The sequence below is a fragment of the Pseudomonas sp. P1_F1_2 genome (assembly GCF_056405815.1).
Window position 1 is genome coordinate 26,566 of the sequence record NZ_JBFUBK010000097.1, and the last position, 19,091, is coordinate 45,656.

Annotated in this window: 18 protein-coding genes and 1 pseudogene; 11 read left to right on the plus strand and 8 right to left on the minus strand. The window is 59.2% G+C overall.

The window, feature by feature from the left end:
- Positions 1-20: 20 nt before the first annotated feature.
- Genes AC1D2P_RS23830 through AC1D2P_RS23840 form a run of 3 tightly spaced genes read left to right on the plus strand, consistent with a single transcriptional unit; the run spans position 21 to position 2,397 of the window.
- Positions 21-773, plus strand: coding sequence for a 5-oxoprolinase subunit PxpA (locus tag AC1D2P_RS23830; RefSeq protein ID WP_046033304.1), 753 nt, complete (start codon positions 21-23; stop codon positions 771-773).
- Entirely contained in the window at positions 770-1,474 is a 705-nt protein-coding gene (pxpB, locus tag AC1D2P_RS23835) for a 5-oxoprolinase subunit PxpB (RefSeq protein ID WP_109787951.1), read from the plus strand. The genes AC1D2P_RS23830 and pxpB overlap by 4 nt, the downstream gene beginning before the upstream one ends.
- Positions 1,471-2,397, plus strand: a complete 927-nt coding sequence (locus AC1D2P_RS23840; protein ID WP_046033306.1) for a 5-oxoprolinase subunit C family protein — start codon at positions 1,471-1,473, stop codon at positions 2,395-2,397. Before pxpB ends, AC1D2P_RS23840 begins: the two co-directional genes overlap by 4 nt.
- Before the next feature lie 120 nt (positions 2,398-2,517).
- On the opposite strand, the gene AC1D2P_RS23845 is transcribed toward AC1D2P_RS23840, so the two are convergent.
- Both AC1D2P_RS23845 and AC1D2P_RS23850 read right to left on the minus strand, forming a co-directional pair.
- Positions 2,518-3,696 (minus strand): vWA domain-containing protein, encoded by a 1,179-nt coding sequence (locus AC1D2P_RS23845; protein WP_477811618.1) that lies wholly within the window; start codon positions 3,694-3,696, stop codon positions 2,518-2,520.
- A gap of 12 nt (positions 3,697-3,708) precedes the next feature.
- Entirely contained in the window at positions 3,709-4,554 is an 846-nt protein-coding gene (locus tag AC1D2P_RS23850; RefSeq protein ID WP_046033307.1) for an AAA family ATPase, read from the minus strand.
- Positions 4,555-4,756: 202 nt separating this feature from the next.
- Here AC1D2P_RS23850 and AC1D2P_RS23855 point away from each other — a divergent pair.
- Positions 4,757-4,988: pseudogene (locus AC1D2P_RS23855) on the plus strand (DUF4160 domain-containing protein).
- Positions 4,976-5,479 carry a DUF2442 domain-containing protein gene (locus tag AC1D2P_RS23860; protein ID WP_223522413.1) on the plus strand — a complete coding sequence of 168 codons (504 nt, stop codon included), beginning with the start codon at positions 4,976-4,978 and terminating at the stop codon, positions 5,477-5,479. Before AC1D2P_RS23855 ends, AC1D2P_RS23860 begins: the two are co-directional and overlap by 13 nt.
- Here AC1D2P_RS23860 and AC1D2P_RS23865 read toward each other — a convergent pair.
- Positions 5,476-6,582: a DUF748 domain-containing protein gene (locus AC1D2P_RS23865; protein WP_477758080.1), complete on the minus strand. Its 1,107-nt coding sequence runs from the start codon at positions 6,580-6,582 to the stop codon at positions 5,476-5,478. The two genes, AC1D2P_RS23860 and AC1D2P_RS23865, sit on opposite strands and share 4 nt — an antisense overlap.
- 99 nt (positions 6,583-6,681) lie before the next feature.
- Here AC1D2P_RS23865 and cysK point away from each other — a divergent pair, with 99 nt between their 5' ends.
- Both cysK and AC1D2P_RS23875 read left to right on the plus strand, forming a co-directional pair.
- Positions 6,682-7,656, plus strand: a complete 975-nt coding sequence (cysK, locus tag AC1D2P_RS23870) for a cysteine synthase A (RefSeq protein ID WP_109787955.1) — start codon at positions 6,682-6,684, stop codon at positions 7,654-7,656.
- A gap of 216 nt (positions 7,657-7,872) precedes the next feature.
- Positions 7,873-8,811, plus strand: coding sequence for an aspartyl/asparaginyl beta-hydroxylase domain-containing protein (locus tag AC1D2P_RS23875; protein ID WP_077430705.1), 939 nt, complete (start codon positions 7,873-7,875; stop codon positions 8,809-8,811).
- Between the two features lie 250 nt (positions 8,812-9,061).
- On the opposite strand, the gene AC1D2P_RS23880 is transcribed toward AC1D2P_RS23875, so the two are convergent.
- Positions 9,062-9,607 carry a hypothetical protein gene (locus AC1D2P_RS23880; protein WP_109787956.1) on the minus strand — a complete coding sequence of 182 codons (546 nt, stop codon included), beginning with the start codon at positions 9,605-9,607 and terminating at the stop codon, positions 9,062-9,064.
- A gap of 446 nt (positions 9,608-10,053) precedes the next feature.
- Between AC1D2P_RS23880 and AC1D2P_RS23885 the strand changes: the two genes are divergently transcribed.
- Positions 10,054-10,917, plus strand: coding sequence for a DMT family transporter (locus tag AC1D2P_RS23885; protein ID WP_046033312.1), 864 nt, complete (start codon positions 10,054-10,056; stop codon positions 10,915-10,917).
- A 36-nt stretch (positions 10,918-10,953) separates the two neighbouring features.
- Here the strand turns inward: AC1D2P_RS23885 and AC1D2P_RS23890 are convergent, their stop codons facing one another.
- From AC1D2P_RS23890 to AC1D2P_RS23905, 4 genes are all read right to left on the minus strand, one after another.
- Complete coding sequence (locus AC1D2P_RS23890) at positions 10,954-11,895, minus strand: LysR family transcriptional regulator (protein WP_046033313.1); 942 nt, start codon at positions 11,893-11,895, stop codon at positions 10,954-10,956.
- 70 nt (positions 11,896-11,965) lie between these two features.
- Complete coding sequence (locus AC1D2P_RS23895; RefSeq protein WP_109787958.1) at positions 11,966-13,495, minus strand: tripartite tricarboxylate transporter permease; 1,530 nt, start codon at positions 13,493-13,495, stop codon at positions 11,966-11,968.
- A complete protein-coding gene (locus AC1D2P_RS23900) occupies positions 13,492-14,025 on the minus strand; it encodes a tripartite tricarboxylate transporter TctB family protein (protein ID WP_477758081.1) in 534 nt (177 codons plus the stop codon). Before AC1D2P_RS23900 ends, AC1D2P_RS23895 begins: the two co-directional genes overlap by 4 nt.
- A gap of 53 nt (positions 14,026-14,078) precedes the next feature.
- The gene (locus AC1D2P_RS23905) at positions 14,079-15,095 is read right to left on the minus strand and encodes a Bug family tripartite tricarboxylate transporter substrate binding protein (RefSeq protein WP_123433935.1); all 1,017 of its coding nucleotides are present in this window, start codon (positions 15,093-15,095) and stop codon (positions 14,079-14,081) included.
- Between the two features lie 380 nt (positions 15,096-15,475).
- Here AC1D2P_RS23905 and AC1D2P_RS23910 point away from each other — a divergent pair, with 380 nt between their 5' ends.
- From AC1D2P_RS23910 to AC1D2P_RS23920, 3 genes are read left to right on the plus strand one after another with little or no spacing between them, the layout of a single operon-like run.
- A complete protein-coding gene (locus AC1D2P_RS23910) occupies positions 15,476-16,831 on the plus strand; it encodes an MFS transporter (RefSeq protein ID WP_477758082.1) in 1,356 nt (451 codons plus the stop codon).
- Positions 16,824-17,780: an amidohydrolase family protein gene (locus AC1D2P_RS23915; RefSeq protein ID WP_223522419.1), complete on the plus strand. Its 957-nt coding sequence runs from the start codon at positions 16,824-16,826 to the stop codon at positions 17,778-17,780. The genes AC1D2P_RS23910 and AC1D2P_RS23915 overlap by 8 nt, the downstream gene beginning before the upstream one ends.
- Positions 17,777-18,781: a 4-hydroxythreonine-4-phosphate dehydrogenase PdxA gene (locus AC1D2P_RS23920; RefSeq protein ID WP_223522420.1), complete on the plus strand. Its 1,005-nt coding sequence runs from the start codon at positions 17,777-17,779 to the stop codon at positions 18,779-18,781. Before AC1D2P_RS23915 ends, AC1D2P_RS23920 begins: the two co-directional genes overlap by 4 nt.
- The last annotated feature ends 310 nt before the right edge of the window (positions 18,782-19,091 follow it).

Here is a 19,091-nt window from a genome sequence, read left to right on the forward strand (position 1 = left end):
TGCCTACAGGAGTGTTCACCGTGAGCCGCCTGCTATTGAACTGCGACATCGGCGAGAGTTTCGGCAACTGGACCATGGGTCTGGACGCCGAGGTCATGCCCTTCATTGATTGCGCCAATATCGCCTGCGGTTTCCACGCCGGCGACCCGAGCATCATGCGCAAGACCGTCAGCCTGGCCCTGGGCAATGGCGTACAGATTGGCGCACACCCGGCCTATCAGGACCTGGTCGGTTTCGGCCGTCGCTCCATGGCCTACACCCCCCAGGAACTGCAAGACATTCTGCACTACCAGATCGGCGCTCTCGACGGCATCTGCCGGGCTCAGGGCGCACGTGTCAGCTACGTCAAACCTCACGGCGCGATGTACAACGACATGATGGCCAACCCGGCACAATTGCGCGCGGTGCTTCAGGCCGTGGCGTCTTACGACCGGACATTGCCGCTGATGTTGATGGCCACCCGAGACAACAGCGCCGCGCAACAACTGGGCGATGAATATGGCGTGACCTTGTGGTTCGAAGCCTTTGCCGACCGTGCCTACGACAGCGCTGGGATGCTGGTCTCTCGACAACTGCCGGGGGCGGTGCATCACGACCCGGAAAAAATCATTGAGCAGGCGCTGACCATTGCCCGTGGCGATCACCTTGTCGCCAGCGACGGCAGTGCCTTGCACTTGCAGGCCAACACCCTCTGTGTGCACGGCGACAACGCCAGTTCCGTGGCTGCCGTGCGCCGGATTCGCCAAGCCCTCGATGAGCAGAGCGCACCATGAAACCGCGCGTGGAAGTGGTGGCGCTGGATTGCCTGATGCTGCGTCTGTTCGACGAGATCAACGAGGCCAACATGCCGTGGATGCTCGCCGCCAGCGAGCGCTTGCGCGAAGCCTTTGGCAAGCAACTGATTGACCTGGTGCCGTCTTATACGACGCTGATGGTGCATTACGATCTGCTGGCATTAACCCCGGCTCAGGCTCGGGAACTGATTGCCGAAGCCTTGATCGATTTGTCGCCCAACGCCCGTAGCCGTGGCAAATGCCATGTGTTGCCGGTCTGGTACGACCTGAGCGTCGGCCCGGAACTGAGCCTGTTGTCCAGGCGCAGTGGGCTGGCGGTGGACGACGTCATCCGCCGCCACAGCGAGCGTGAATATCAGGTGTTCGCGCTAGGCTTTGCGCCAGGTTTCGCATTCATGGGGCTGGTAGAAGAAGTGCTGGCGGCTCCACGTCTGAATACGCCCCGCAAGAAGGTGGCGGCGGGCAGTGTCGGGATTGCCGAGCGGCAAACGGCGGCTTATCCGGTGGTTTCGCCTGGAGGCTGGAACCTGATCGGTCGCACCCCGGCCAAACTGTTCGACCGTGAGCGCGACGGCTACAGCCTGATGCAACCGGGAGACACCGTGCGCTTCGAAGCGGTCGACCATGCCGAATTCATCAATCTGGGCGGTGACGATACGCCATTGGAGGCGCAGGCATGAGCCGCTTATCCATTGAAGCGAGTACGCCGCTGTGCCTGTTGCAGGACGCCGGTCGTTTTGGCGTGCGGCACTTGGGCGTGACCCAGGGGGGCGGGCTGGATTGGCGATCGATGTCCTGGGCCAACTGGCTGCTGGGCAATGACCTGAACGCGCCGGTGATCGAAATCACCCTCGGCGGATTCACGGTGGTGGCCGAAGAGGATTGCGTGCTGGCACTGGTCGGGGCGGATCTGGGGGCACAGGTGCAGGGCGAGGCACTGGCGCCGTGGCGCAGTTTCAGGCTGCAAAAGGGCCAGCGATTGCACTTCACCCAGCCGCTGCTCGGGGCTCGGGCTTATCTTGCGGCACCCGGTGGGTTTGATGCGCCAAACGTACTGGGCAGCCGTTCGACGGTGGTCCGTGAGGAACTTGGCGGCCTGGATGGAATGGGTCGGGCGTTGGCCAAAGGTTCGCAATTGAGTTACTCCGGGAGTGCATTGCTACTGCTGCGAGAATTGCCGGAGGAGCATCGACCGGACCTCACCAACGATTCGCCGCTGGATCTGGTGCTGGGCGCACAGATCGGCGAGTTCAGCGGGCAGAGTCTGTTCGACGCGTTCAACAACGCCTGGACCCTCGACAGCCGCGCCGACCGGATGGGCATTCGCCTGTTGGGTATGGCGTTGCAGTACCAGGGCAAACCAATGATCTCCGAGGGCATCCCGCTCGGCGCGGTGCAGGTGCCACCGGATGGGCAGCCGATTGTGTTGCTCAATGATCGGCAGACCATTGGCGGGTATCCACGATTGGGCGCGTTGACGCCGTTGGCGCTGGCACGATTGGCGCAGTGCCTGCCGGGAGCGAAGGTGCGACTGCGGCCGGTGGTGCAGGATGTGGCGCATCGGGAGCAGGTCGAGTATTTGCGGCGGTTTTCAAAACGCTAAAAGCATCGCTGGCAAGCCAGGTTCCTACAGGGATTGAGGTCGCTCACAAAACATGTGAACCACCTAAATCCCTGTAGGAGCCGGGCTTGCCAGCGATGAGGCCCGAACGGACAGCGAAGATTATTTGGAAAGAAACCGCATCCCTTCTTCCAACCCACGAAGGGTCAGCGGATACATCTGGTCGTCAATCAAGTCCCGAACAATGTTGGTCGACGACGTATAGCCCCACGTATCTTTCGGATACGGGTTGATCCAGATGAGTTTCTTGTACTTCTCCTTGAACCGCTGCATCCACACATAACCGGCTTCTTCGTTCCAGTGCTCGACGCTGCCGCCGGCCTGGGTGATTTCATAAGGCGCCATGGCGGCGTCACCGATGAAGATCACTTTGTAGTCGGCGCCGTACTTGTGCAGCAAGTCCTGGGTCGATGTGCGTTCGGAGGTGCGACGCATATTGTTCTTCCACACTGATTCATAAATGAAGTTGTGGAAGTAGAAGTACTCCAGGTGCTTGAACTCGGTCTTGCAGGCCGAAAACAGCTCCTCGCAGATCTTTACGTGGGCGTCCATCGAGCCGCCGATGTCGAACAGCAGCAACAACTTGACGGTGTTGCGCCGCTCCGGCCGCATCTGGATATTCAGCAGCCCTGCATCCTTGGCGGTGTGGTCGATGGTGCCGTCGATATCGAGTTCTTCTGCTGCACCCYGACGCGCAAATTTGCGCAAGCGGCGCAGGGCAACCTTGATGTTGCGCGTGCCCAGCTCGACAGAATCGTCGAGGTTCTTGTACTCGCGCTGATCCCAGACCTTGACCGCCTTGCCCTGGCGTTTGCCGGCATCGCCGACCCGAATGCCTTCCGGGTTGAAGCCACCGGAGCCGAACGGGCTGGTGCCCCCGGTGCCGATCCACTTGTTGCCCCCGGCATGGCGTTCTTTCTGCTCTTCGAGGCGCTTCTTGAACTCTTCGATCAGTTTGTCCAGGCCGCCGAGGGACTGGATCGCCGCCCGCTCTTCGTCGGTCAGCGAACGTTCGAATTCCTTGCGCAACCAGTCTTCGGGAATCAGTGCCTGAAGGTGATCGTCGAGTTTTTCCAGGCCATTGAAGTAAGCCCCGAACGCCCGGTCGAACTTGTCGAAATGCTTTTCGTCCTTCACCAGAATCGCCCGGGACAAGTAATAGAACTCGTCCATGTCGGCGAAGGTCACGCGCTGTTTAAGCGCGTTGATCAGGTCCAGCAGCTCGCGCACCGAAACCGGCACTTTGGCGGCACGCATTTCATTGAACAGGTTGAGCAACATGGCATCAGCCTCTTAGCGGGTGCCGCGACGGCTCATGAACGCCAGGCGTTCAAGCAGTTGCACGTCCTGTTCGTTCTTGACCAGCGCGCCGGCCAGCGGCGGGATGGCTTTGGTCGGATCGCGTTCGCGCAGTACCGCTTCGCCGATGTTGTCGGCCATCAGCAGCTTGAGCCAGTCCACCAGCTCGGACGTCGATGGCTTCTTCTTCAGCCCCGGCACTTTGCGCACGTCGAAGAACACGTCCAGCGCTTCGCTGACCAGGTCTTTCTTGATGTCCGGGTAGTGCACGTCGACGATCTTTTGCATCGTGGTGCGGTCCGGGAAGGCGATGTAGTGGAAGAAGCAGCGACGCAGGAAGGCGTCCGGCAGCTCTTTCTCGTTGTTGGAGGTAATGATGATGATCGGGCGCTTCTTGGCCTTGATGGTCTCGTCGATCTCGTAAACGTAGAACTCCATCTTGTCGAGTTCTTGCAGCAGGTCGTTCGGGAATTCGATGTCAGCCTTGTCGATTTCGTCGATCAGCAGAATCACCCGCTCTTCGGATTCGAAGGCTTCCCAGAGCTTGCCCTTTTTCAGGTAGTTGCGAACGTCATGGACCTTTTCCGTGCCCAGTTGCGAGTCGCGCAGGCGGCTGACCGCGTCGTACTCGTACAGGCCCTGATGCGCCTTGGTGGTGGACTTGATGTGCCAGGTGATCAACTTGGCCCCAAGGGACTCGGCCAATTGCTCGGCCAGCATGGTTTTGCCTGTACCTGGCTCGCCCTTGACCAGCAGTGGACGTTCCAGGGTAATGGCGGCGTTGACCGCCAGCTTCAGGTCATCGGTGGCGACGTAGGCCTGGGTGCCTTCGAACTTCATCTGCTAATCCTCGAACGGTGACGCCGACCTGAGTAATGCAGGCCGGGACGCAATAATTGTGATGCCCGACTATACCGCGCTGTCCGGTCGACTGTGAACGCAGACGACTTATTCAGTCTCTGAATGGCACGTCACATATTGACTCAGTCTCGGCTGCTGGCCAGTATTGAGCTATCGCCATTTTGGCGATAGCTTGCGGGGCATGTCTACTAAATATCGATTTCGCGACACGTACCGTATTCAGTTGCGCGAGAAGGATCATCCGCCACCCCCATGTCCACCTGACAGGGGGTGGGCTGGATGTAATGCTCAGCCTTGAAACCGTAGAAGTCATGGTGGGCAAGGCACCGCCGCTGATAATCAAGGAAGCGCTCGAGTGGGTCAGCGCCCATCAAGTGCCGTTATTGGAGGATTGGAAACGATGTTACCCATGAAGCGACCGCGGCTGTTGGCCGTTCAGGCATTGCCGGAAAACCGTCTGGCGCTGACCTTTATCGATAGCCAACAACTCACACTCGATTTGAGCCGTGACCTGCAAGCCTATCCAGGGTTGCAGCCATTGCAGGCGCAGGATGCGTTTGAAGGCGCCGCGTTGGGCGATGATGGCTGGAGCGTCGAGTGGCCTGACCTGGACATCCAGATAGGGGCTGATACGTTGTATCTGGATGCGCTCGCTCAAAACTCTCCCGATGAAAACACGCGAACGTTCATTGAATGGCGCGCTCGCACCGGTTTGTCACTCAATCAGGCAGCGGAGGCGCTTGGGGTGAGTGCGCGGAGCATCACCCGATATAGTAGTGGCCGTGAAGCGGTGCCACGATCGTTAGCCTTGGCCTGTCTGGGATGGGATTTCTTGCAACAGCAATCAACGTCTACACGGGCCGCAGAAACAACGGGGCGCTATACCGTCACACGCAAACCTTAGCCCGCTTCCGGCTTCGGCTGCTCATAGCGCGCATTGAATGCCTGGATGAAACCATTGCGTAAAATCTGCAAAAACGCCTGAAACGCGCTGATATCCTGCCGATGCACATTGCCGCGCAGTTCCACTCGGGTTGCAAACTGGTTTTTGCCCTGGTTTTTCAACACGGTTTCGGAGCCGCCGACGATGGCCTCCCAGATGGACCGGAAGATCCCTTTGTCCTTGTTTTCCACGTCCTGTTGCCAGTTGAACACGTCGACGTCTTTGAGCAATGGTTTGATATAGCCCGTCAATTGGGCTTTTTTGGCTTGCGCTTCAATGACCACATCACCGTGGCCCGCATTGAAATCGAATTTGCCGTAGGCCGCGGCGAAATCGTTCATGCGTTTGAGTTCGATGTCCTTGGCGCGCAGGCGAAACTGGAAGTCTTCGAAATTGTTCAATGGGTCGAACGTTGCGTTGGTTTCCAGTGGCGCATGCCCCAGCAGCAGGGCTTTACCGTCGAAGCGGGCGTCTCGCTTGCCTTTAGTGTCGACCACGTTGGTCAGGTTATAGATGCTGGCGTTGACCTGCGTGGCGTTCATGTTCACCGGTGGCTTGGAGTTGAAGTTTCGAAAACTGAGCTTGCCGTCGTGGATCTGCACCTCATCCAGGGTTATGGGTAACAATTTGCCAAGTTGTGCGCGCCAGTCGGTGCCCTGACCGGTCTGAGAGTTCTGCTTATTGGCGCCGCCATCGACAAAGTTCACCTCGGGATTGAAGAACTGCACATGGGCCACCACCGCGTGGTCGTACCAGAGCGAGTGCCAACTGACCGCGAGGTCGATCAAAGGTGCGTTAACGAAAGGCACAGGGACCTTGCCGTCGACTTTGACGATTTTCAGTCCGTTGATTTTGTAGGCGCCGCGCCACAGGGCCAGGTCTACGTCCGTGATCTGCCCGCTGTAGTCACCCATATTCGCCAGTTTGTCGTTCAGGTAGTTGCGCACCATGTAGGGCAGGGCGATGTGCAGGGCAATCAGGAGCACAACGAGGCCGACGAAGATCCACAGGGGCCAGCTGTATCGACGTTTCATGGTGGCAAATCTCTGGCGATGTAAAACCATTGACTGCGCTGACAGCCGGACGTTCGACCTGACTGGACGCCCAAGGGCAAGAGGCTTACCTTGATGCGCTAATTCCATGCTGTAGCTAAGGACCCAGTCATGAGCCGTATCTTCGCTGACAACGCCCACTCCATCGGCAATACGCCTTTGGTGCAGATCAACCGCATCGCCCCGCGCGGCGTGACCATCCTGGCCAAGATCGAAGGGCGCAACCCCGGTTACTCGGTCAAGTGCCGGATTGGCGCGAACATGATCTGGGATGCCGAGAGCAGCGGCAAACTCAAGCCTGGCATGACCATCGTCGAACCCACCTCTGGCAATACCGGCATCGGCCTGGCATTTGTTGCCGCAGCACGTGGTTACAAGCTGATGCTGACCATGCCGGCGTCCATGAGTATCGAACGGCGCAAAGTGCTCAAGGCACTCGGCGCCGAACTGGTGCTGACCGAACCGGCCAAGGGCATGAAAGGCGCGATTGAAAAAGCGGGTGACATCGTTGCCAGCGATCCGGCCAAGTACTTCATGCCGGCGCAGTTCGACAACCCGGCCAACCCGGCCATTCATGAAAAGACCACCGGTCCGGAAATCTGGAACGATACCGACGGCGCGGTCGATGTGTTGGTGGCTGGGGTCGGAACGGGTGGAACCATCACCGGTGTTTCGCGGTATATCAAGAATACACAGGGCAAACCGATTATCTCGGTGGCCGTGGAGCCTGCTGTTTCACCCGTGATCAGCCAGGCCATCGCCGGTGAAGAAATCAAGCCGAGTCCACACAAGATTCAGGGTATCGGTGCCGGTTTTGTACCGAAGAACCTGGACCTGACGATGGTTGATCGGGTGGAGCTGGCCACTGACGACGAGTCCAAGGCCATGGCCCTGCGCTTGATGCAGGAAGAAGGGATTTTGTGCGGTATCTCGTGCGGCGCTGCCATGGCGGTCGCTGTCCGTCTGGCGGAAACCCCGGAAATGCAGGGCAAGACCATCGTGGTGATCCTGCCGGACTCCGGTGAGCGCTACCTGTCGAGCATGCTGTTCAGCGATCTGTTTACCGAACAGGAGAATCAGCAGTAACAGCGGCTGCGGCTAAGTAGCCATTGATAATGGACAGAGGACATCAGGTCAGCCTCCGTTCAGGGAACTTATGCTAAGAAGGGCTTTGTTGCGCAATCTTTAATACTGAATGTTGCGACGGGCGGGTATTTCCCAAGGTCGGGAATGTTTATCATGGCCGACTGCCACGTCGGGTAAAAGGCGTTGAGCAATGAGCCTATTCTCAAGGAGTCGTTGATGAGTTTTTCGTTTGCCGCGAAAACGTCGGTGTTGCTGCTATTTTTCTGCAGCACGCTCTATGTCCATTTGCGTGGCAAGGCGCGTCTGCCGGTCTTGCGTCAATTCGTCAACCACTCGGCTTTGTTTGCGCCCTACAACGCCTTGATGTACCTGTTCTCCGGCGTGCCATCCAAACCCTATCTGGACCGCAGCAAGTTTCCGGAACTGGACGTACTCAAGGACAACTGGGAAGTCATCCGCGACGAGGCCATGCACCTGTTCGACGAGGGTTACATCCGCGCTGCCGAGAAGAATAACGACGCCGGTTTCGGTTCGTTTTTCAAGAAAGGCTGGAAGCGTTTTTACCTCAAGTGGTATGACAAACCACTGCCATCGGCCGAAACCCTGTGCCCGAAAACCGTGGCGTTGGTCAGCAGCATTCCCAACGTCAAGGGTGCAATGTTCGCGCTGTTGCCGGGTGGCAGTCACCTCAATCCGCACCGTGATCCGTTTGCCGGTTCCTTGCGTTATCACCTGGGGCTGTCGACCCCCAACTCCGATGATTGCCGCATCTTTGTGGATGGCCAGGTATACGCCTGGCGCGATGGCGAAGACGTGATGTTCGATGAGACTTATGTGCATTGGGTCAAGAACGAAACCGAGAAAACCCGGGTGATCCTTTTCTGCGATATCGAACGTCCGTTGAGCAACCGCGTCATGACCCGCATTAACCGCTGGATCAGCAGTCAGCTCGGTCGCGCCACAGCACCTCAAAACCTTGATGATGAACGCGTCGGCGGGATTAACCGGGCGTATGCCTGGAGCAAGAATTCCAGCGACAAGTTCAGCGGCGTGATCAAAAAGTGGAAACGTCGCAACCCCAAGGCCTACCGCGTGCTGCGGCCGGTGTTGGCGGTGGTGGTGCTGACGTTGTTGGGGTATTGGTTGTTTGGGTGAGACCCGTCAAGAAATGAAAAACCGCTCCCTGGAGCGGTTTTTTTTCGCCTTTTTCAAGGGCGTCCTGCGAGTAGGCTCGGTTCGTCGCCTTCGGTGCCCGTGACAAGTATCTGTAAGAGACGCCGCTGACTGGCAGTCAGTTCTACAGCGATGGTCTTGTCTTCAGTAGTGCGCGAGCTTTTCCTTGTGGCGGACCTCTTGATGACTTTGCGCATATTCCCTCCGTGGCTGGTTACTAATTGAACAATTGTCACGATACAAGGTGCTCCAATGTTTTGACAAGCCGGCCTTCTGTGTCGAAGTCAAAGCCAAGCTCCTGATAAATTGATACCGCACCTTCCTGAGGCTCCTGAACTTCGAGGAATCGGCTGCCGATGATTTTTGCGTAGTGTTCAATGGCAATCATCGACAGTGTCGCCACGCGATTTTTCAATGGATGTGCTTCCTTTGGACGCCCCTCCAGTCGCACGATGCGGATTCGCAACCGACTTTTGTTTGGATTCGCGAAGCACATTCCACAGAGTTCGTCCTCGAACCAGATGGCAATATCCAGAGCCAATGGCTCTCGAGCTTTCCATCCAACAACGTCGCCCCACGAAAAATGTGGATGTTCCCAATGCTCGAAAGCACCCAGTGCCTGCGCGTTGATCGCTTCGAAGCGCACCCTGGATAAATCGAGGGCGGTTGGGCCGGCTAGTTCCAGTTCATGTTGAAGCTGGGAAGTACTAGCGGCAGCCAGCTTTCGAGCCCTTGATTTATACAACTGATACCGCAGACACGTCCGTTCCCTTGGCATGTGATCTCTTGCATTCCCTGTCCTCCCAACGCGGGCGATTCCCTTTCACTCAGAGTAAGCAGCACTTCTCCGGCTGTCGTTACTGGCCCTTTGTCCAGGTCATTGCAATCTATGTCAGTCGCTGGTTATAGTCGGCGCACGGTGATTTCCAGCCCACCGTCAACCTCATCAAAAAAGATCAGCCCATGCCTGCATCCCACATCAACGCGGTAGTCGATTCAGCGGTCAACGCTGTCGTGGTGCCGTGCGGGAATCAGCAGCCTGTGCAGATCAGTCATTACCCCCCACCTGTCAGTAACACACCGGTGTGTGCAGTCGTATCGCCGCCGGGTGTTGGCATTTCGGGCTGATCAGCGTCTCTTTGCTGTTCCCCTGTGCCCCCAGAAAAAACAACTGAATTTCAGCTTCGGCTGAGTTGGCTTTTTGCCTGACTACAGGTGGTTTTCATGTTTGTCCTTTCGAAAAAAACCGCGCTCGCGGCGGCGTCCACGAGCCTGTTCGTCCTGCTGTGGAGCAGTGGGGCGATCTTCTCCAAATGGGGCCTGGCCCACGCGTCACCGTTTGCCTTTCTGTTGTTTCGCTTCGTGATTGCCTTGTGCGGTCTGGTGTTGCTGGTGCCGTTGCTCAAGCTGAAGTTGCCCAAGGGCGGTAAGCCGATGCTGTATGCGATGGCCACGGGCATGGTGTTGCTGGGGGCTTATCAGATTTTCTATCTGCTGGCCCTGGACCTGAAAGTCACGCCGGGTGTGATGGCGACCATCATGGGTGTACAGCCCATTCTGACGGTGGTCATCATGGAGCGTCAGCGCTCCATCAGCCGGATGTTCGGTCTGGCATTGGGGCTGACCGGATTGATCATGGTGGTGTATCAGGGCATCGGTCTGGCCGGCATGTCACTGGCCGGCATGCTCTACGGCTTGCTGGCGCTGGCGAGCATGACGTTCGGCTCGATCATGCAGAAGCGCATCACCGACAATCCTCTGGGCACTTTGCCGGTGCAGTACCTGGCGGGGCTGTTGCTGTGCGGGATCTTCGTACCGTTCCAGCCGTTTCATTTCGAACAGAGCACAGGTTTTATCGTGCCGGTGTTGTGGATGGGGCTGGTGGTGTCGGTGCTGGCGACGTTGCTGCTGTATCGCCTGATCGCCCGGGGCAATCTGGTGAATGTCACCAGTCTGTTTTACCTGGTGCCGGCGGTAACGGCGGTGATGGACTATCTGATTTTCGGCAACAGGCTGGCGGCGTTGAGCCTGCTGGGCATGCTGCTGATCATCGTCGGCTTGGTGTTTGTGTTCCGTAAGACAGCGTAAACACCCAAAGGCCCGGAGCATTGGCTCCGGGTCTTTTTATTTGGCCAGCGCATGCTCGGCCCGTACCGAATTCATGAACGCCTGCATCGCCGATGATTGAATGCGATGGCGGCGGGTGATGAGCCCGTAGGGTGGCAGCCGCGCTTCGAACTTGATCGGCAGTATGGCGAGCAGATCACGACCGGGATAATCCTCAACCACCGACACCGGTGTGACGCCGAGCATGTCGGTTTGCTGGACCAGGGAGAGCAAGGTCATGATCGACGTGGTTTCGACGATGCTGCTGGGGATATCGACCCGCGCGTTGTGAAACACCTGATTGATGATGGCGCGCATCGGGCTGGGATGCTGTTGCAGTACCCAGGTCATGTGCTGCAGCTCCGCCCAGCTCAGTTGTTTTTCCTGCGCCAGTGGGTTTTTCGCGCCGGCGATCACGCACAACGCTTCTTCACCGAGGCTGTCAAACAGCAACTCTTCGGCGCGTGCACCGGCCGGAATCCGCCCCAGCACGATATCCAGTTGATCCTGCAAAAGCGCCTGGACCAACACGTCGCTGGTATCGACCTGGATGCTCATGGACAGTCGGGGATGGCTTTGTTTCAGCGTGGCGATGGTGCGAGTCAACAGCCCCGACGCCAGTGCCGGAATCGCACCGACCGCGACTCGCCCCAGGTTGCCGGATTCCAGTGCCACCAGTTCTTCACGCATGCCGCTGAGTTCGGCAAACACCATGCGCGCGTAGTAAATAACGGTTTCCCCGAACGCGGTAGAGCGCATGCCCCGTGGCAGGCGTTCGAACAGTTCGACACCGAGCAAGTCCTCGGCTTCGTGGAGCATCTTGGTCGCGGCCGGTTGAGTCATGCCGATATGGTCGGCCGCGCGGCGCAACGAGCCGAACTCCTGCAACGCCAGCATCAACCGCAGTTGGCGCAGGCGCAGGCGACTGTGGATCACATTGGCAGCAGGAATTCGGGTCATGGGCCGTGGCTCGCTGGGAAGTCTGCGGCAAGCCTGCCAACAAATGTCAGGCGTTGCCAGCATTGCCGTGTCACAGCACCGATTTGGGTTTGGCGACGTGGGATTTGCGCAGGCCCATCAGGCCGCCCAGCGCCTTGGAAATCAGTGGCCAGAACAGCATCAGCAACGCCGCCGTGGTCAGGCTACCCACTAGCGGGTTGGACCAGAAGATCCCCAAATGGCCATCGGAAAACAGCATCGACTGACGGAACGCATCTTCAGCCTTGTCCCCCAACACGGCGGCGAGTACCAGTGGCGCAATCGGATAACCGAGTTTCTTGAACAGATAACCCAGCGCGCCAAAGCCCAGCATCAGCACCACGTCGAAGAACGAGTTGTGTACCGAGTAGGCACCGATGGCGCAGACCATGATGATGATCGGCGCAATGATCGAAAACGGAATCCGCAGGATCGAGGCAAACAGCGGCACGGTGGCCAACACCACGATCAGGCTGACCACGTTGCCCAGGTACATGCTGGCGATCAGGCCCCAGACAAAATCATGCTGTTCGACGAACAGCGTCGGGCCAGGGTGCAGGCCCCAGATCATCAAGCCGCCGAGCATCACCGCTGCCGTGGCCGAGCCGGGAATGCCCAGGGTCAGCATCGGCAGCAGGGCGCTGGTGCCCGCCGCGTGGTCGGCGGTTTCCGGAGCGATCACGCCTTCGAGTTCACCTTTGCCGAAATTCTCGCGGTTCTTCGAGAATCGCCGCGCCAGGCTGTAGCTCATGAACGACGCAGCAGTCGGGCCGCCGGGGGTGATGCCCATCCAGCAACCGACCAGCGTGCTGCGCACAATCGTCCACCAGTAGCGCGGCAGCTTTGCCCAGGTGCGCAGAATCACCATCGGCGTGATGCGCGCATGCTCGCCGCGAAACACCAGGCCTTCCTCGACGGTGCAGAGGATTTCACCAATACCGAACAGACCGATCACCGCCACTTCGAAACTGATGCCCGTCATCAAGATTGGCTGGTCGAAGGTCAGGCGCAGGTTGCCGGACACCGTGTCCATGCCGACCGCCGCCATGGCAAAACCGATCATCATCGCGACCACGGTTTTCAGCGGCGGGTTCTTGCTCATGCCGATGAAGGTACAGAACGCCAACAGGTACACCGCGAAGAACTCCGGCGAGCTGAACGACATGGCGAACGCGGCAATCCTGGTCGACAGGAATGTCAGCAGCAACACCCCGGCCAATGCGCCAATCAGCGCGGAACTGAATGCGGCAGTCAGGGCTTCGGCGGCGCGGCCTTCACGGGCCATAGGGTAACCGTCGAACGTCGTCGCCACCGATGAGGGCTCACCGGGAATGTTGAACAGGATCGAAGTGATCGAGCCGCCGAACAGCGCGCCCCAATACATGCACGACAGCAGAATGATCGCCGACACCGGCGACATGGTGAACGTCAGCGGCAGCAGCAACGCCACGCCATTGGGGGCGCCGAGGCCGGGCAACACGCCGACCAGAATGCCCAGCAGTACGCCGATCACCATCAGGCCGATGTGGCCCGGGGTCAGGATCAGGTTCATGCCTTGCAGCAGGGAATCGAACTCGCTCATTTGAAATTTCTCCCGGCCAGGGCAATCCAGTCGCCCATCGGGCCGGCATCCAGCGGGACCTTGAACCACAGCGCGAAAATCAGGTAGCTGGCGAGCACCGCGCCCAGTGACACCGTGCCGATCATCAGTTTGCCGTACGGTTTGACGCGGACCTTGTCACGCCACATGAACCAGGCAATGAAACAGGCCGAGGCCACGTAGATGCCAGTGAACGGCATGGCAGCGACGAACAGCGCAATCGGGATGAACACCGACAACACTTGCTTGAACGCGCTGCGGCTGACGAACGAAACGCTCAGGGCTTGCCAGCGCACCACGGTCAACACGCCGTTGCCGACACTGGCGGCGCTCAACAGCAGGCCAATGTAAAAGGGGAAGTAACCCGGCTCAGGGCCGGAATCGCCCCAGCCGATACCTTGTTCGACGCTGCCAAACATCACCACCGCGCCGATCAGCGTGGTGAAGAGTGTCAGGCCGAGCTCGACCCAGCGGTTGCCGACCAGCGCCGGTGAATCCGAATTTTGGGACATGAAAACACCTCCAGCAGATGACGGCCGTGCGCGTGCGGACGGCCGTTGGCGACTCAGTTTTTCAGCCAGCCGGCTTCTTTAAACACCGGGGTCACGCGGGCGGTGTCCTTCTCAATGTAGGCGGTCAGTGGCTCACCTTCGAGGAAGGTCGGTACCAGCGCGTTCTGCTTCACGTACGCCTTGAACTCCGGCGTCTCGGTGACTTTGCGCATCAGCTCAACATAGAACGCGCGCTGTTCGGCAGTGACGTCGCCCGGCATGAACACGGTGCGCGGGAAGCGGTACTGATCGATGCCCAGGCCTTCTTCGTGACAGGTCGGCACGTCGGCCCAGGATTTGTCACCGGCAACTTTCTCGGTGTAGTTCATGCGCTCTTTACTGAAGACACACAGCGGCTCGACCTGGTCGCCGCGCCATTGGCTGATGCTTTCGCTGGGATTGTTGACGTTGGCGGCGATGTGTTTGCCGGCCAGTTGGGTCGCGGCTTCACTGCCGCTCTTGAACGGGATGTAGACGAGTTTGGCGTCGTTGGTCTGGTTCAGCAGCAGGGTCAGGGTCTGGTCGACATCCTTGGACTGGCTGCCGCCCATGCGCAGGTTCGACGGGTCGGCCTTGACCGCGGCGTAGAAGCCCTTGGCGTCCTTCCATGGCGCGTCTTTGTAGCTCCAGAGAATGAAGTCATCCTCGGCTACGGCGGCGACAGGCGTCAGTTCCTGCCATTGGTAACCGAGCTTGGACACCAGCGGCAACAGGTAGATGTTGTTGGTGCCGATCACCAGTTTTTCCGCGTCGCCCTTGTTCATTTTCAGGTCGAGAAAGGCTTCGGCACCATTGCCACCGCCCTTGTTCAGGACGATGGTATTCACATCGAGAAACTTGTGGGTGGTGATGATCGACTGGATCAGGCGACCGAGTTGGTCAGTGCCGCCGCCGGGACCACCCGCGACGACGATTTCGACGTTTTTGTCCGGCTGCCAGGCAGCGTTGGCGAGAGCGGGAAGGGCGCCTGCGGCGATCAGTGTGCAGCCGAGAAACAAACGGGAGGTGCGACGGACGAATGCATTTCGCATGATGGAAGGGCCTCGTTTTTGTAGTTGTTATGAGTGGCTTGTCGATGCTCGATTGCTGCAAGCCTGGCCTGAGTGTGTGAAGCCTCAGGGCCCGCGTCTAGTCAAAACAATACATACACCGATAGCCTGGGGTTATAGGTCTGGGCAGTGAAAGTGGCAGCTGAGGCGCCAGGCTGTGCGCCAGAGCGGTTTTCGAGGAAAGCCGAAAGGGCCGCTGCCCGTTGAAAGCTGCCTGAAAGCAGGGCATGCCATAACTCGTGGCTATCGCCTGATTTCAAGTTTTGATTAGACGGTTATCACTGAGCCTTCGATAGTGCTCACCAACGCCGCCACGCAGCGGCATGTCGTCACCACAAGAATAATAAATCGAGGTACGCACCATGGCTCGTCCCAGTGCTTCCCTGCATCTGCACAACTCTGGTGTTCAATCAGCAGGTGTTCAATCAACGGCAGCGGCTGTCCCGCTCTCCGGTGCGAGCAAAGCCAGCAGCGTACGCTGGCGGATCTTTGCGATCATTTTTGCGTTGACCATGGTCAACCTGATCGACCGGGTGTCGCTGTCCATTGCGATGCCGACCATTGCCCATGAGTTTTCCCTGTCGCCAAGCCTGCAAGGGCTGATCCTCAGCAGCTTCTTCTGGGCGTATGCGCTGTTGCAGATTCCCGGCGGCTGGCTGATTGACCGTTTCGGTCCGCACCGGGTGATCAGTTGGTCCACGGGGTTGTGGGGGACTTTCCAGGTCATCGCGGCTTTTGCCACGGGCGGCGTGTCGCTGCTGTTCGCCCGCGTCGCACTCGGTGCCGCCGAGGCGCCCTTGTTTCCCTCCGGCGGCAAACTGATTTCTCTGTGGCTGGCGCCGAGTGAGCGCAGTCGCGGCGCGGTGTTGATGGACAGTGGCAGCCCGTTGGGCGTGGCCGTGGGTGGTTTGATCATTGCCTACCTGATTGCTTCGCTGGACTCGTGGCGCCTGGCCTTCGTGATTGCCGGCATCGCCACTCTGGTACTGGCATGGCTGGCGCGGCGTTATCTGCGCGATGACCCGGCCACGCATCCACAAGTGAATGCCCTGGAGCTGGAGAAGATCAACGCCGGACGCGCCACGCCGGCTGCCGAAGCCGCCCGTGCGCCGGTCAAGGGCCTGGGCATCGCGGCCCGTTCACTGACGGGGCTGCTGATCGGTCGCGCCAGTTGGGCGATGGTCTATTTCGGCTTGCTGACCTGGGGCCCGAGTTACCTGGCGCAGGCTCGCGGCTTCGATATCAAGGGCATTGGCGCGGCGACGTTCGTGATTTTCATCTGCGGTGCGTTGGGGTCGTTGACCGGTGGTTTCCTCTGCGACGGTCTGATTCGCAAAGGTGTGAGCCGCGGTGTGGCGGTCAAGAGTCTGCTGGCGTTTTCCGGTGTCGTGGCGTTGGGAGCGTTCCTGTTGCTGCCGACCCTGAGCGATCCTTTTGCCGCCGTGGCGTTGCTGGCCATGACGGCGTTTTTCCTGATGTGGGGCAGTCTTTACTGGAGCTTTCCGGCATTGCTGGCAGCCCCGGCCAGGGTCGGTTTGATCGGCGGCGTGATGAACATGGCCGGCAGCACGGGCGGTATCGCGGTGCCGATTCTGGTGGGCGTCATTGTGCAAATGGCCGGCGGTTTCGCGCCGGTGCTGGGGTTCTTTGCAGCGTGCTCGGCGGTCTTCGTGTTGGCCACATTGTTTATCAGCCTGGATGAGGTGCGTCATGACTAAGGTGTGGGACGGCCCGATCGTAGACGCGCATCACCATTTCTGGGACCCGGCGATCAATGACCATCCTTGGTTGGCGCCTGAGGCCAACATCCCATTTCGCTACGGTGATTACAGCGCGATCAAGCGTCGCTATTTTCCCGATGACTACTTCGCCGATGCCGGTGCCCATAACGTCGTGCAAACGGTGTATGTCGAGACCGAATGGAACCCGCAAGACCCGATTGGCGAAACCCGTTTCATCGAGGGACTGGCCGCTCGCTATGGCGTGCCGAACGCGATCGTCGCACAAGCCTGGCTCGACCATCCGGACGCCATCGCAGTGCTGACCGAGCAAGCGAATTTCAAGTGCGTGCGCAGCGTGCGCCACAAACCCGGCGGCCCGATCGCGCCGGAGCAGGTTGGGCACATGCGTAGCTTGATGAGCGACGAACACTGGCGCCGCAGCTACGCCGTGCTCGAAGGCCTGGGCCTGCATTTCGACCTTCAGACCCCCTGGTGGAATTTGCACGAAGCTGAACGCCTGGCCCGGGACTTTCCCGGCACCACGCTGATTCTCAACCACGCCGGATTGCCCAACGACCGCAGTGCCGAAGGCCTCGCAGGTTGGCGCCTGGCGATGGCGCGGCTGGCGCAATGGCCAAATGTGCAGGTGAAAATTTCCGGCCTGGGGCAGGGCGGTCAGCGTTGGCGCGCCAAGGACAACGCCTGGATCGTGCGCGAAGTCATAGCGATGTTCGGCTGCGACCGCGCGATGTTCGCCAGCAACTTCCCCGTGGACAGCCTGTGCGGCTCGTTCGACGACATCTATAGCGGTTTCAAATCCATCGTTGCCGATTTTCCGAGTGCCGATCAGCAACGTCTTTTCTACAGCAATGCGCAGCAGGTTTATCGCTGCGAGCCTTGCGCCATTGACCGGACATGGCCCGAACCCTTGAGGAGTGAAGCATGAACAAAACCACCATCGCGATGGTCCTGGGCGACCCGGCGGGCATCGGCCCGGAACTGATCGCACGCCTGCTCGCCGAACCCCAGGTGCGCAGTCAGGCCAATGTGATCCTGATCGCCGACGAGGCAGAAATGCGTCGCGGCATGCGCATCGCCGGGATGGAGTTTCCTTACCGTCGCGTGGAGTCGCTGGAGCAACTGTCGTTCGTCGATGACACGCCGCTGTTCTATGACTATCGCGGCGACACGGTCGGCGAATTCGCACGCAGTGAAGCCAGTGACATCGGCGGTCGCTACAGCCTCGATACCCTGGAGAAAGCCTTGCGCCTGACCGAGGCCGGTATCACTGATGCCGTGCTGTTCGGGCCGCTGAACAAGACCTCGCTGCACATGGCCGGCATGGCCCACAGCGATGAATTGCATTGGTTCGCCGAACTGCTGGATTTTCACGGGCCGTTCTGTGAGTTCAACGTGCTCGACAATCTCTGGACGTCACGCGTGACCTCCCACGTCGCCTTGGCCGATGTGCCGGGCCTGCTCAGCCAGGCGCGGGTGGTGGAAGCGATTCAGTTGATCGACACCGCGCTCAAGCGCAATGGCCTGGAAAAGCCGCGCATCGGCGTGTGTGGATTGAACCCGCACAACGGCGACAACGGTTCGTTCGGACGCGAAGAACTGGACATCATCGGCCCCGCCGTGCGGACCGCTCAGGCGTTAGGGATTGCGGCGGAAGGGCCGTACCCGGGGGACACGATTTTCCTCAAGGTGCAGGGCGATGCCAGTGCCTTCGACGCGGTGGTCACGATGTATCACGACCAGGGCCAGATCGCGATCAAGTTGATGGGGTTCTCTCGTGGGGTGACGGTGCAGGGCGGGTTGCCGATTCCGATTACCACCCCGGCGCATGGCACCGCATTTGATATCGCGGGGCAGGGCAAGGCGAATGTCGGGGCGATTCGCCAGGCGTTCGAGATTGCGTGCCGGATGGGCACCAACAACTACTGATCCCTGATCTCAATATCATAAATCCCCTGTCCACCCTGGACCCTGTGGGAGCGGGCTTGCCCGCGATGGCGGTCTGACAGTCACTACCATAGTGTCTGTACTAGCCTGATCAACCGCTATCGCGGGCAAGCCCGCTCCCACAGTTGTTTGTGTGTGGTCGATAACTTTATCTATCTGAAAAACACTTTTAGCGATCACCCCAGGTTATCGCCGGATACGCATAAGTGATTATCCGCGCCCCCCGAGCGCTGGCTAAAGTCGCTCCATCGAATGCCCGGAACCCGCCCCCAAGCGGCTCTGCGTACACGAC